Here is a 13,834-nt window from a genome sequence, read left to right on the forward strand (position 1 = left end):
AATGGCGGAAGAATATCGCGAACCCGTCATCCGCATCACCGCGATGCCCGCCGATGCCAATGCTTATGGCGACATCTTCGGTGGCTGGCTGATGAGCCTGATGGACATGGGCGCAGGGCTGATCGCCGCGCGCCACTCGCATGGCCGCGCCGTCACCATCGCGATGGACGGCATGCAGTTCCACAAGCCGGTCAAGGTGGGCGACGAAGTCAGCGTCTACGGTGAACTCAGGAAAGTGGGCCGCTCCTCGATGACCATCGGCATCGAGGCCTGGCGGCGCCACCGGCATGAAGAAGAACAGGTGAAGGTGACCGAAGCGGTCTTCACCTTCGTCGCAATCGACGACGCGGGCCGCCCCCGCGCGATCGAACAGGAGAGTTAAGAGTGGCTGATTCTTACGACGTCATCGTTCTCGGTTCCGGCCCCGGCGGCTATGTCGCGGCGATCCGCAGCGCGCAGCTTGGCCTCAAGACCGCCATCGTCGAGCGCGAACTGCTCGGCGGCATCTGCCTCAACTGGGGCTGCATCCCGACCAAGGCGCTGCTGCGCTCGGCCGAGATCCTGCACCACATGAAGCACGCCAAGGACTATGGCCTCGCGGCGGAGAACATCACCGCCGACCTCGACGCCATCGTCAAGCGTTCGCGCGGCGTGGCCAAGCAGCTCAATCAGGGCGTCACGCACCTGATGAAGAAGAACAAGATCACCGTCCACATGGGCACCGGCAAGCTCGTCGCTCCGGGCAAGCTGGAAGTGACCGGCGAGAAGGGTTCGGAAACCCTCTCGGCCAAGCACATCATCATCGCCACCGGCGCCCGTGCGCGGGAACTGCCCGGCGCCAAGTCGGACGGCAACCGCATCTGGACCTATCGCCATGCGATGACGCCCAAGGAAATGCCGACGAAGCTGCTGGTCCTCGGCTCGGGCGCGATCGGCATCGAGTTCGCCAGCTTCTACAACGACATGGGCGTCGACGTGACGGTCGTGGAGATGATGGACCGCATCGTGCCGGTCGAGGACAAGGATGTGTCCGCGTTCCTCGAAAAGGCGCTGGTCAAGCAGGGGATGAAGATCCTCACCGGCGCCAAGGCGAGCGACGTCAAGGCTTCGGACAAGAGCGTCTCGGTCAAGATCACCCCGAAGGGCGGCAAGGAAGAGACGCAGGAATTCAGCCACGTCATCGTCGCCATCGGCATCGTCCCGAACGTCGAGAACATCGGCCTGGAAGAACTCAAGATCGAGCCGGACGAGAAGTTCTTCGTCAAGGTGGACGACTATGGCCGCACCAACGTCCCCGGCGTCTGGGCGATCGGCGACTGCGTGAAGGGCCCTTGGCTTGCCCACAAGGCCAGCCATGAAGGCGTCACCACCGCCGAATCGATCGCCAAGGAACTGGGCAACAAGGAGGTGCATCCGCACGCTCTGGACCGCCGCAACATCCCGGGCTGCACCTATTGCCACCCGCAGATCGCCTCGGTTGGCCTGACGGAAGCCAAGGCCAAGGAAGAAGGCTACGAGGTCAAGGCCGGCACTTTCCCGTTCATCGGCAACGGCAAGGCGATCGCGCTGGGCGAGCCCGAGGGCTTCGTGAAGACCGTGTTCGACGCCAAGACCGGCGAACTGCTCGGTGCCCACATGATCGGCGCCGAAGTGACCGAGATGATCCAGGGCTACGTCGTCGGCAAGACGCTGGAGACCACCGAGGCGGAACTGATGAACACCGTGTTCCCGCACCCGACGATCTCGGAGACGATGCACGAGGCGACCCTCGCCGCCTACGGCCGCGCGATCCACATCTGATCGCGCCGCAAGGTCTGGAAAAACGAGGAGGGCGGGCCGCAAGGTCCGCCCTTTTTCGTATCAGCCGGCGGCGCGCACGATATGCTCGAACACGGCCACGTGCAGGGGCTCGGCGAATTCGCAACCGACGGCGCCTTCGCGCACCCAGCAGATGCGTGCGCTTAGCAACTGCAGGCCGGGGATGCGGATACGCAGCGGCACTTCCATCCGGGCATCGGGCAACAGGCCGATGCGGAAGCCTCCGGGCGACAAGTCCTCCAGTCGCGCCGGTTTCCACGGACGGGTTCCCTGACGCACCTCGCACAGGATCGACACGCCGACGCGTGCGGAACGAGGGGTCCGACTGTCGGCCGGGCCGGGCTTGAGGGAATCGCGCATGGGGTCTCCTTGGGGGGAGAACCCCATGCCGTAAAACAGGTTACCAGCGCGTTAGCATTCGGCGCGCGTACGCTGCCACCCTATTCAGCGGAAGGTCTTTTCCAGTACGACCAGCCCGGGATCGCCGTCGAACGGCTCAGGCCTGAAGCCCCTTTCGCGTTCGAGGTCGATGGCGGCGCGATTGTCACGGCTCTCGATGGAAATGGCGCGGCGACAGCCACGGACCTTGGCCTGGGCCGAGAGGTAATCGAGCATGGCCCAGCCGATCCCTTTGCCGCGGTGATTGCCGCAGACCGAAATGGCGATCTCGCCGGTATCCAGCGGTCCGTCACAAGCCAACAGCCCCGACGCGACGATCTGCCCGCTGGCCTGGTTGATCCCGACCCACGATTCGGTCCGGAAGTGGTCGGCGTGGACCAGCGGCTCCAGCAATACCGGCCCGACGTGCTCGGTCGCCGACAGGAAACGGAAGCGGCGATCCTCGTCCGTCACGCGGGTGAAGAAATCGGTCAGCGCGGGTGCATCCGCCTCGGTTGCCGGGCGCACGTCGAGGTCAATGCCCGAACGGGTGGGGAGGGTGACGATCATGACGGCGTTACCTTTCGATTGAATGCCGAATCTCTAGACCGCGATCATGCGATGCACCTTGATCGAGATCAGATCGCCCGCCATCGTCGTCGAAACGGCACGAGATTCCGCCCGGCCCGTTCTACCATTGTCCAATGGGAACGGCCCGGGTCCATTGTGCTATGCAACATGCAAGGCCGGGAGAGCCCGACCCTACGATATGAGAGGAGAATCCGCATGGCCGAGGCCGTCTATCCCGTTCCCGCCGAGTGGAGCCGGAACGCCCTGATCGACGATGCCCGCTATCAGGAGATGTACGAAAGGTCGGTTTCCGAGCCCGAAGCGTTCTGGCGCGAGGAAGCGCGGCGGATCGACTGGATCAAGCCCTTCAGCGTGGTCAAGCAGACCAGTTTCCACGAAGAGGACTTCGGCATTTCGTGGTTCACCGACGGCACCCTGAACCTCTCGGCCAACTGCCTCGACCGTCATCTCGTGGAGCGTGGCGACCAGATCGCGATCCTGTGGGAGCCGGACAGTCCCACCGCTCCCGACCGCCGCATCACTTACCGCCAGTTGTACGAGCAGGTCTGCCGCCTGGCCAATCTCCTCAAGGCACGCGGCGTCCGGAAGGGTGAGCGCGTCACTCTCTACCTGCCGATGGTGCCGGAAGCGGCCGTTGCCATGCTGGCCTGCGCGCGGATCGGCGCAATCCACTCGATCGTCTTCGCCGGGTTTTCGCCGGACGCGCTGGCGGGCCGCATCCAGGATTGCGACAGCCGCGTCGTCCTCACTGCCGACGAGGGCCTGCGTGGGGGTAAGAAAGTCCCGCTCAAGGCCAATGTCGATGAGGCGCTCAAGGCCTGTCCCGGTGTCGACAGCGTGATCGTCCTCGCGCACACCAAGTCCGGCGTACCGATGGCCGAGGGTCGCGACATCGACTGGGCCTCGGCCGTCGCCGATCAGGCCGCCGAATGCGAGCCGGTCGAAATGAGCGCGGAGGACCCGCTGTTCATCCTCTACACTTCGGGCTCCACTGGAAAGCCCAAGGGCGTGTTGCACACCACCGGCGGCTATTCGGTATGGGCCTCAATGACCCACGAGTACGTCTTCGACTACCGCCCCGGCCAGATCTACTGGTGCGCGGCCGACATCGGGTGGGTCACCGGCCACAGCTACGTCGTCTACGGCCCGCTGATGAACGGTGCGACCACCGTGATGTTCGAAGGCGTGCCCAACTTCCCCGATCCCAGCCGTTTCTGGCAGGTCGTCGACAAGTTCGGCGTCGAGATTTTCTACGGTGCCCCCACCGCGCTGCGTGCGCTCATGCGCGAAGGCGACGACTGGGTGAAGAAGACCAGCCGCCAGTCGCTGCGCCTCCTCGGCTCGGTCGGCGAACCAATCAACCCGGAGGCATGGTCCTGGTATCACGAGGTCGTGGGCGAGGGGCGTTGCCCGATCGTCGATACCTGGTGGCAGACCGAGACCGGCGGCGTGATGATCTCCCCGTTACCGGGCGCCACCCCGCTCAAGCCCGGCTCAGCCACCCGCCCGATGTTCGGCGTGCAGCCGAAACTGCTCGACAACGACGGCAAGGAGATCGAGGGGCCGGGCGACGGCTGCCTCGTCATCACAGACAGCTGGCCCGGCCAGATGCGCACCGTCTGGGGCGATCACGAGCGCTTCTTCCAGACTTATTTCAGCACCTTCAAGGGCACGTACTTCACCGGCGACGGCTGCCGCCGGGACGAGGACGGCTACTACTGGATCACCGGTCGCATCGACGACGTCATCAACGTCTCCGGGCATCGTATGGGCACCGCGGAGATCGAAAGCGCACTCGTCGCTCACCCCAAGGTGGCGGAAGCGGCGGTCGTAGGCATGCCGCACGAGATCAAGGGGCAGGGCATCTACGCCTTCGTCACCTGCAACGCCGAGGTCGAGCCCGACGACGCCCTGCGCAAGGAACTGATCGCGTGGGTGCGCCACGAGATCGGCCCGATCGCCACGCCCGACGTCATCCAGTTCGCGCCGGGCCTGCCCAAGACCCGCTCGGGCAAGATCATGCGCCGCATCCTGCGCAAGATCGGCGAGAACGATGTCTCGAACCTGGGAGACACCTCCACGCTGGCGGACCCGTCGGTAGTCGACAACCTGCTCGCCAATCGCCCGCAGCCGGTGAGCGCCTGACCCTCGACCGAAATGCCAGGAGCCCGCGCCAGAGATGATGCGGGCTCTTGCCGCCGGCTGCAGCGCAGCGGAGAGAAAATAGGACGGGTTTGTTTCGTTGAGCTTCGATGGCGTGCTCAATTATCCCGTCCGAGATTTTCGCATCAACGGGGGGGCAAGAGTGGCTTTCGGGCGCTTTCTTTGTTTGTTCAATCGTCATCGCCCTCGGCGCGCGGTCGAATGGGATGGCTCGCACTATCGCAGCGATTGCCGACGCTGCTCACGGCCGATCACACGGCTGGCTCGACGCAAGTGGCGTATCGAGAGTTAGAAACCGGGCGGCGATGACGGGTGAGAAACGCAGGCACGCAAGAACACCATGTGTATCGTCCCGAGACGGGAATGATGGCGGACAGGGTGTCCGCAATACTATCATCCGGTGGCGTGCGAACATGTGAAGAACACTGGCTGATTTGGTCGAGTTTATTCTCCTCTCTATGTATAAGTGTCCAATGCTGTCCAATTGCGCTCCCATAAAACCGCGCTACTATTATGGGAACGGTTTTGGGAACGATGGACCGGTATGCCTCGTAAGCTTTCAAATGCTCTGACGCCTCTGACGGTCAAGAACGCCAAGCCGGGCAGGCATTCGGATGGAGGCGACTTGCACCTTTTGGTTAAAGCGAGCGGCTCCCGTTCTTGGGTATTCCGCTTCATGCTGAACGGGAATTCGCGCGATGTAGGACTTGGCGCTGCCGCTGGTCTTGGTGCCCTGTCGCTGGCAAATGCCAGAGTCGAAGCGACCAAGCTGCGCCTCAAGGTCCAGTCCGGGATCGCCCCCATCGAGGAGCGCGATCGCGAGGAGGCCGAAAAGCTCGCGGCAGCCCAAGCAGCCCTGATCGCCGAGACCACTTTCAAGGAAGTTGCCGAAGCCCACATCGATGCGAACGAGGAAAGCTGGCGCAACCCGAAGCACCGGCAGCAGTGGCGCAAGACTATGGCTGACTATGTCTATCCGAAGATCGGCGATCAATCGGTGGCCGACGTGGACACACCCCATGTGCTGTCGATTTTGGAGTCGATTTGGTGAGAGAAGCCCGAGACGGCGAGCCGGGTGAGGGGGCGGATCGAAACCATTCTCGATGCCGCCAAGGCCCGTGGGTACCGTAAGGGCGAGAACCCGGCGCGTTGGCGCGGGCACCTAGCCCAGATCCTCCCCAAAGTGTCCAAGACCAAGGAAGCCCGCAATCGCAAGCTCGGCCGAGACGGTCATCACAAGGCGCTACCCTACGAGGAGGTGCCGACCTTCATCGCCGCGTTGCGCAAGCGACAGGCAGTCACGGCCATGGCGCTTGAATTCATCATCCTTACCGCAGCCCGAACCTCCGAAGCGCTCAAGGCGACGTGGGAAGAGATCGACTTCTCGAAAGCGGTATGGACGGTGCCCCCGGATCGCATGAAGGCCTGTAAAGAGCACCGCGTGCCGCTATCGCCTCGAGCTCTGGAACTGCTCAAGACCGCTCAGGGGCTTGGCGGTAAGCATCTCTTTCCGGCACCGAGGGCGGCAAGCTGAAGCTGCGCCTAGGCCTGCGCTACGATCATGAGACGCAGAACCGTGATCGAGCCGGTACGCAACATCAGCTACGACGCCTGGCTGCCCAAGGCGGGCCTGACTTATGACTTCACCGACGACCTCGCGCTCAGCGCCACGGCGCAGCGCGGCTACCGTGCGGGCGGCGCGGGCCTCAACCAGCAGCGCGGCGAGGCGTATTCATTTGGCCCGGAATATACCTGGAACTAAGAAGTCGCGCTAAGGTCGCGGTGGCTGGACAAGCGGCTGACGGTGAACGCCAATGCCTACTGGATCGACTGGACCGACCAGCAGGTCGCCGTGCGCCTCAGCCCCGGCGCGGTGTTCGACACGCAGACCGTCAACGCGGGCAAGTCACGCCTCTACGGTTTCGAGCTGGAACTGAGCGGACGGCCGACCAATACGCTTAACCTCTATGCCGGGGCGGGCTACAGTAATACGAAGTTCACCGATTTCGACGTGACCGTGGGCGAGCTTTCCGCCAGCGCGCAGGGTAACGAGTTCGCCAATGCGCCGCGCTGGACGCTCTCGGGCGGGGCGACATGGCGCCATCCGGGCGGGATCACCGCCAACGTCAATGCCAACTATCGCAGCGCCGTCTATCAGGACACCGTCGATCAGGCGTTCCGCGATCTGCCCGGGCGCACGATCGTCAATGCCAAGCTGGGCTGGCAGGGCGAGAATTTCGGGGCGTACCTGATCGTCTCGAACCTGTTCGACGTCCAGAAGCCCTCGGTCTTCTTCCTCGACTCCGACGGGCGCACGCGCGGTCTACTGACCGATCCACGCACCTTCGGCCTCAGCTTCGAAGGCAGGTTCTAGCGGCGTCGCAGGGAGTGAACCCAATCATGCAATCGCCCATTCGGAAAGGGGCTTTCAACGAGGACAAGAGCAGAATCATCATACGGGCCGCTATTGTGCGGACATTGCCTTAAAGCCCAATATTAGACCTCATCGCATGCGAAATGTTCCACCTCTGAGATTTGGTTGGGAGAGGTTTTTGGTCGTCACCTGCCGGAAAGGCAGACCGTCAGCACCTGGATCAAAAATCGGATGTTGAGCTTCCACTAAGGGTTGGACCTGAATCCCACCCGAAATTTTCGCGTGCGTCTAATCCCCTGCTGTCCCTTCAGATGTGCGTCGCGGGACGTGGGGTGTTCGCTGGGAAAGTCGGGCATTTAGGTGTTTACAACAGAACGGCGAAGGCGAAGCTTGGGAGAAGGCGATGAGGACGCGGAATGGTCTGGCAGCCGCTAGAGCCGGCGCGCTGCTAATGGCGGGTACACTGTCTGCGTGCAGCCCAGATGCAGCACAGCCTGAACCGACACCTACTACTTATGATATTGGAGCGGCAGACCTCACTGCGACCGAGCCCAATGATATTTGCCGAACCCGCCACCCCGCCTTCCTGCGCGACTTGCTGCTGCGGATTAGCGCCGGTCTGCCACCCGGCAGCAGTGGCTTCGAGTTCATACATTTCACGGTTGATAAGCCGAAACTCAACGGGGAGTGGGCCGCTATGGTCAGGTTCCGCGCCGCTTTGCCCGGTGAACCCGTTCAAACTATGCGCACCGTCGCTCCTTTCAATCCGGAAGACTGCACGACCGGGGCGTGGTCGCTGTATCGGAGGGAAGGCGCATACGAAAAATAGATATCTTCTGAAATTTTCAGATCGCATCCCATATACCGCAAAGAAAAGCGGTTAATCTGTTTCCGGCCCCACGAACTCAGCCGATGAACGACCAAGAAGGTTCGGTCAGCGTCTCTTCCATTCGGATGCGCGGTGGACATGGCGAACCTTTAGCAGGTCCTGACGGCTCAATATGCCCACGAGCCGGGAGGTTGCCGGATCTACGACCGGGATACGGCCGATGCCGCTGTCGACCATCATGTCCGCAATCTGGCTGACGGGTTTTTGTGGCGTGGCAACGGGGAGGGAGACGTCCGACAGAACCTCCGCCAGCGATGCCTTGAGCGGGGCGTTATCCTCCATCTGCCACCGTAGCGCGTCGGAGCGGGACACGAGGCCTATCAGGCGTCCCTCCGCATCGACCACCGGATAGCTACGATGCTTTGCCGTCGCGAAGAAGTTGATCGCCTCGGCCAGGGACAGGCCGCCCGGCAGCGTCTCCGGATCGGGTGACATCACCTGGCCGGCTAGAAGGAAGTCGAGCGGATCGACGCTATACTCTTGCAACACATGCCGTCCGCGCCGCGCGATCTTCTCGGTCAGGATGGAGCGGCGGATCAGCAGCACGCTGACCGCATAGGCGCCCACTGATCCCGCAATGGTCAGAGGCAGCATCGCAAAATCGCCGGTCAGTTCCGCCGCGAAGAGCGCCGCCGTCAGAGGCGCGCGCATCGCTCCGCTCATCGTCCCGGCCATGCCCACCAGCGCCCATAATGCACTGCCGCCCGGCAGGAAATGGCCGATCACGAAACCTAATGCTCCTCCCAGCATCAGGAGCGGGGCGAGCACACCGCCTGATGTTCCGGACCCCAGGGCGATGAGCCACACCGCCGCTTTTACCACCAGCAGAATAAGCGCGACCCGCAGCGCCATTGACCCGTCGAGCAGCGCACGGATGCTCTCATAACCCGCGCCGAGCACATGGGCGTCGATCAGCCCGCCAATCCCCACCGCCACTGCGCCGATGGCCGGCCACCACATCCAGTGAAGCGGCAGGCGGCCGAACATGTCCTCCACCCGGTAGAGCAGGATGGACAGGAGCGACGCCTGACACCCCGCCAGAGCCCCCATAGCCAAAGCGATGGCGATGGTCGCGGGACCGAGCAGCGCGTGGTGCATGACGGGGAACAGCGGCCCGCTGTCGATAAGGAGCGGACGCCAGAGAAAGGCGGAAAGGGTTGCGACGACGACCGGAACGAAGCTGCGCGGCTTCCACTCGAACAGCAACACTTCGATGGCGAGGAGCAGGGCGGCGACCGGCGTGCCAAAGATTGCCGTCATCCCTGCCGCCGCACCGGCGACGAGCAGGGTCTTTCGCTCCGCCGCGCTCAGGTCGAACTGCTGGGCGAACAGCGATCCGATGGCGCCCCCGGTCATGATGATCGGCCCCTCTGCGCCAAAGGGGCCGCCACTGCCGATCGATATGGCGGAGGACAGAGGCTTCAGTAGTGCGACCTTGGGCGATAGGCGGCTCTCGCCATAGAGAATGGCCTCGATCGCCTCGGGGATGCCATGGCCCCGGATCTTGTCCGACCCATAGCGCGCCATCAGGCCGACGATCAGGCTGCCAATGATGGGGATCGCGACCAGCCAGAGGCCCAGCCCATTGTCGCTTATCTCCGACGGCCCGGCAGAGAAGCGGCCGAACCAGAACAGGTTGGTGGCGATGGCGATGGCCCGCAGCAGCAGCCATGCCCCCATCGCGCTACCCGTTCCCACGATCACGGCCGCCGCGGCCAGCATTAGCATACGCAGATCGGCACTATGGTCGGCGAGGCGACGGTGCGTGGGAGGGGTAGCGAAATTTTTCATGGCGAGACCGATCGACAGAGAGAAGCGATGTCAGGCAAATATATCGCAATACGATATTTATCAATGGGGCCTGCCGCGTTAGGTATGCGCGATGGCAGCAGAGCTTTCCGACGCCGATTACGCCACGCTGGCGGAGTTCCGATTTTCCCTGCGGCAGTTTCTGGCCTTCAGTGAGAGTCGCGCGGCCGAATGTGGCCTGACCCCGCAACAGCATCAGGCGCTGCTTGCGATCCGGGCCGCTCCGGCGGATGGGGCGACGGTGGGTTACGTTGCGGATCGGCTGATCCTCAAGCCGCATAGCGCGACGGGACTGGTCGATCGGCTGGTGGTGCTGAACCTGGTCGAACGCAGGGCGTCGGCGTGGGACAAGCGCCGGGCGCTGCTGGCCCTGACTCAGGAAGCGCACGCCAAGCTGGCGCGACTGAGCGCCGTGCATCGGGAAGAAATCCTGCGTCTCAAGCCCCTGCTCACGGGTCTCTTGAGCACGATGATGGATTGACAGACCTTGGGACAAGATTGCAAGATAAGGACCGCGCCTTATTGGCGGGCAGTCTGACAACAGATCGGGCTCGCTTCCTCGGGGTTCGCAAGCCGGCTCTAAAGAGAGCCGCTGTCATCTGCGGCACGACCAAGTTTCTGGCACCCATTCCTGCCTCTGTTCTGACGCGAGCCCACTTCCGAAGACAAGCACAGAGTGAGCCCAACACTAAGGAAGATATCCGGCACCATGCAACTTGAAGATCTCTTGCGACCCGTGCCCTTTGAACTCCGCGACCGTCGCCTTCAGTCCGATGGTCGCAAGCTGCGCGCGGATACGCCGGACTTCGGGTTCGAGATGCAGGATCGCGTCGCTTTCGGCGATGGCGGAAAGCGCCTGGTCCCATCCGGCCGCCTCCATCGCGCGGTTGATCGAGCGCTTCTTCATCGCCAGCACGCCGGGCGGGACAAGCGCGATGCGTGACGCCAGCTCCTCGACGCAGGCGATCAGGTTCTCGGCAGGGACCGCGGCGTTGGCCCAGCCCCATTCCACCGCGGTCCGGCCGTCGATGCTGTTACCCGGCAGGAAGGCGAATTCCTTGGCCCGCCGCCCGCCGACCTGATGAACCCAAGTCGGCGCGATGAAGCCGCCGCCGATGGGGATGGTCGGCTCGGTGATCGCGGCATCCTGCGCCACGACGAGGATGTCGGCGAAGCTTGCCATCTGGGCGGCGACGCCGATGCAGTAGCCGTGCACGGCGACGATCACCGGCTTGGGATGGCGCCAGATGTCGCGCCACAGATCGACGTAGCCCGACAACCGCGTCACGTCTTCCATCGGGCTGCCCTCGGCGTTGTACTGGCCCAGGTCCATCCCCGCGCCAAAGCCCTTGCCGGCACCGCGAATCCCGATCACCGGCGCGCCGTCCGCCTTGAGATCGCGCAGCACCGTGCCGAACCGGGCGAGCATCCCGCGCGAGAACGCATTGGCCGCTTCGGGCCGGTCGAGCACGATCCAGTCGATCGCGTTCCCGCGCTCCAGCCGGATTCCATCAATCGTACCGTCCGTCATCTTCGCTCCCGTCCTCGTTCTTGTCTTCGTGTCCGCCGCCCCGGTCGCCGTCAGCGCTGCAGCCGGAGGGGCAGGCACATGGCCATGACGATCTGTTCCATCGTGTCCTCCAGCGCGTGCTCGAAGGTCTCGGGAAATTCGTGCGTTTCCATGCGGCTGTGGCGGACCAGCAGGTTTAAGAACATCAGGCTGACGTTCACCAGCCGGCGCTGTGCGACGGCGGCGGGAAGGTAATCGACGCGCTGGCGCAGCAGGTCGAGCGCCCGGTTGAGCTGGGGCGGGGCCTCGCCGCCGAAGTGTCCGTATTCGTCCCAGTCGCCATGCAGCAGGTACTGCGACAGGAACGTGCCGTAGGAGCGATTGGTCCCGCCGTCGAGATGGAGCTGCGGCAGCAGGATGACCTCCAAGATCGAACGGGCATCCCGCGTGCGTCCGGCCGCCTCCAGCGCGGCGATCATCGCGCCGCGTCCGGGCTCCATCTGGTTCATCCGGAAGTCGAAGATCGCCTGAACCAGACCCTCGCGAGACCCGAAGTGATACTGCACCGCGAAATGGTTTCCCTGCCCCGCCTTCGACGCGATTTCGCGCATCGAAACGCCCTGGATGCCGACTTCGGCGAACAGCCGTTCGCCCGTCAGGATGAGCCGCGTCTTGGGGTCGGCTTCGTCGATATCGGGCGAGATCTGCGGGGTTTCAGCCATTGTGCATGCTCTTCGGAATAAGTCATCTGTTTGCAAACAGACATGCTTATGAGGCAGGAATGGCAAGGATGCCAAGCGTTTTAAGCTGACGCCGCGACTTTTCGGTGCGCTGCATCGTTACTGGCCGTGCTGACCTGATGACGGTAGATCATTGGATAACGTACCTGAAACAGCCGGTTTATGTTGCAGATGCTAAGAGAATGCGGCCGATGTGCCGCATCGTGCCTGCTCGCCGCCGGCGTCGATCGCTCTTCCGAATTTCACTTTACAAGTGTTTTAAATTCCGTAGCCTATCACTCGTTAGGCTGCTTCGCCGGATTCGCGGGTGGCCACCAGGACAGAAACGAAGAAGGAGAGCGCTGATGGTCATGCAGACCGGCCTTATTTTCCACCCGTACATGCGACCGGGCCGCACGGCCCGCCAGACCTTCGACTGGGGCGTGCAAAGCTCCATCGCCTGCGACAAGGCGGGTTTCGACACGATGATGATCTCCGAGCATGCCTCGCAGATCTGGGAGAACATCCCCAATCCCGAACTCATCATCGCCGCCGCCGCGCTGCAAACCGAAAACATCAGCTTCGCGCCGATGGCTCACATCCTGCCGCACCAGCACCCGACCAAGCTGGCGGTGATGGTTGGCTGGCTGTCGCAGATCCTGGAGGGTCGCTTCTTCATGGGCATCGGCGCAGGCGCCTATCCCCAGGCATCCTACATGCATGGCATCAAGGATGCCGAGCCCAAGATGCTCAACGACATGGTGCGTGAATCGCTCTCGATCATGGAGAAGATCTGGGCGCGCGAGCCGTTCTTCTTCGAGGGCAAGTACTGGAACGCCGGCTTCCCGCAGGAAGATGCGCCCGAGACCGAGGAAGACGAGCAGCACATGCTGGCCGATTTTGCGCCGTGGAACGGGGCATTCCCGGAAATCGCGGTGACCGGCTTCAGTTCCAATTCCCCGTCGATGAAGCTGGCCGGCGAGCGCAACTTCAAGCCGGTCTCGATCTACTCGGGCATCGATGCGCTGAAGCGTCACTGGGAGATCTATTCCGAAGCGAACATCGCCGCCGGCTTCACGCCCGACCGCGCGCGCCATGCGGTCTCGCACACCATCTTCTGCGCCGATACCGATGCAGAGGCCAAGCGCGAGGTGATGGAAGGCCCGATCGGCTATTGCTTCGAACGCTACCTGATCCCGATCTGGAAGCGTTTCGGCATGATGGACGGGTTCGCCAAGGACCACGGCATCGACCCGAACGACGCCGATCTGGAATTCCTGGTCGATAAGGTCTTCGTGGTCGGCTCGCCGGATACGGTCGTCGACAAGCTCAACGTGCTGTTCGAGCAGTGCGGCGGCTGGGGCACGCTGCAGGTGGAATCGCACGACTATTACGACAACCCGGAGCCCTGGTTCCATTCGCTGAACCTGCTGGCCAAGGAAGTGGCACCGCGCGTCAAGTTGCCCGAGGGCAGCAAGGCACCCGCGACCGCAGACGCCTGATTATCCGCCCGGACTCTCTCCGGCTACCTGAGGCGCCGTGGCAACGCGGCGCCTCTTTTCGTGTTTGGGGGGGACGGGGCG

11 protein-coding genes and 2 pseudogenes are annotated in these 13,834 nt (G+C 63.2%); 8 read left to right on the forward strand and 5 right to left on the reverse strand.

Annotated features, from left to right (window positions below; all coding sequences use genetic code 11):
- The first annotated feature begins 1 nt into the window (after position 1).
- Together BES08_RS03985 and lpdA are read left to right on the forward strand one after the other, a co-directional pair.
- Positions 2-382 carry an acyl-CoA thioesterase gene (locus tag BES08_RS03985; RefSeq protein WP_008832724.1) on the forward strand — a complete coding sequence of 127 codons (381 nt, stop codon included), beginning with the start codon at positions 2-4 and terminating at the stop codon, positions 380-382.
- A 2-nt stretch (positions 383-384) separates the two neighbouring features.
- Positions 385-1,800 (forward strand): dihydrolipoyl dehydrogenase, encoded by a 1,416-nt coding sequence (gene lpdA, locus BES08_RS03990; protein ID WP_069707718.1) that lies wholly within the window; start codon positions 385-387, stop codon positions 1,798-1,800.
- Positions 1,801-1,860: 60 nt separating this feature from the next.
- Here the strand turns inward: lpdA and BES08_RS03995 are convergent, their stop codons facing one another.
- Positions 1,861-2,178, reverse strand: a complete 318-nt coding sequence (locus BES08_RS03995) for a PilZ domain-containing protein (RefSeq protein ID WP_036523167.1) — start codon at positions 2,176-2,178, stop codon at positions 1,861-1,863.
- A gap of 84 nt (positions 2,179-2,262) precedes the next feature.
- Positions 2,263-2,766 (reverse strand): GNAT family N-acetyltransferase, encoded by a 504-nt coding sequence (locus tag BES08_RS04000; RefSeq protein WP_036523171.1) that lies wholly within the window; start codon positions 2,764-2,766, stop codon positions 2,263-2,265.
- 216 nt (positions 2,767-2,982) lie between these two features.
- Between BES08_RS04000 and acs the strand changes: the two genes are divergently transcribed.
- The 4 genes and pseudogenes from acs (at position 2,983) to BES08_RS04025 (ending at position 7,324) form a co-directional block, all read left to right on the forward strand.
- Positions 2,983-4,932 (forward strand): acetate--CoA ligase, encoded by a 1,950-nt coding sequence (acs, locus tag BES08_RS04005; RefSeq protein WP_069707719.1) that lies wholly within the window; start codon positions 2,983-2,985, stop codon positions 4,930-4,932.
- Positions 4,933-5,494: 562 nt separating this feature from the next.
- Positions 5,495-6,100, forward strand: a pseudogene (locus BES08_RS33870) (tyrosine-type recombinase/integrase); the annotation flags it as partial.
- A gap of 33 nt (positions 6,101-6,133) precedes the next feature.
- Positions 6,134-6,484 carry a tyrosine-type recombinase/integrase gene (locus BES08_RS33875; protein WP_231958161.1) on the forward strand — a complete coding sequence of 117 codons (351 nt, stop codon included), beginning with the start codon at positions 6,134-6,136 and terminating at the stop codon, positions 6,482-6,484.
- A 27-nt stretch (positions 6,485-6,511) separates the two neighbouring features.
- Positions 6,512-7,324 (forward strand): annotated as a pseudogene (locus BES08_RS04025) (TonB-dependent receptor).
- 934 nt (positions 7,325-8,258) lie between these two features.
- Here BES08_RS04025 and BES08_RS04030 read toward each other — a convergent pair.
- Positions 8,259-10,004, reverse strand: a complete 1,746-nt coding sequence (locus BES08_RS04030) for a chloride channel protein (protein WP_036530481.1) — start codon at positions 10,002-10,004, stop codon at positions 8,259-8,261.
- Positions 10,005-10,095: 91 nt separating this feature from the next.
- Between BES08_RS04030 and BES08_RS04035 the strand changes: the two genes are divergently transcribed.
- The gene (locus tag BES08_RS04035) at positions 10,096-10,503 is read left to right on the forward strand and encodes a MarR family winged helix-turn-helix transcriptional regulator (RefSeq protein ID WP_036530484.1); all 408 of its coding nucleotides are present in this window, start codon (positions 10,096-10,098) and stop codon (positions 10,501-10,503) included.
- Positions 10,504-10,710: 207 nt separating this feature from the next.
- Here BES08_RS04035 and BES08_RS04040 read toward each other — a convergent pair whose 3' ends face one another.
- Positions 10,711-11,553, reverse strand: a complete 843-nt coding sequence (locus tag BES08_RS04040) for an enoyl-CoA hydratase/isomerase family protein (protein ID WP_036530488.1) — start codon at positions 11,551-11,553, stop codon at positions 10,711-10,713.
- A gap of 50 nt (positions 11,554-11,603) precedes the next feature.
- Positions 11,604-12,254, reverse strand: a complete 651-nt coding sequence (locus tag BES08_RS04045; RefSeq protein WP_036530493.1) for a TetR/AcrR family transcriptional regulator — start codon at positions 12,252-12,254, stop codon at positions 11,604-11,606.
- Positions 12,255-12,616: 362 nt separating this feature from the next.
- Here BES08_RS04045 and BES08_RS04050 point away from each other — a divergent pair, with 362 nt between their 5' ends.
- Positions 12,617-13,753, forward strand: a complete 1,137-nt coding sequence (locus BES08_RS04050) for an LLM class flavin-dependent oxidoreductase (RefSeq protein WP_008832713.1) — start codon at positions 12,617-12,619, stop codon at positions 13,751-13,753.
- Positions 13,754-13,834: the final 81 nt, after the last annotated feature.

Origin of the sequence: Novosphingobium resinovorum, from assembly GCF_001742225.1 — a bacterium.
Classification (GTDB): domain Bacteria; phylum Pseudomonadota; class Alphaproteobacteria; order Sphingomonadales; family Sphingomonadaceae; genus Novosphingobium; species Novosphingobium resinovorum_A.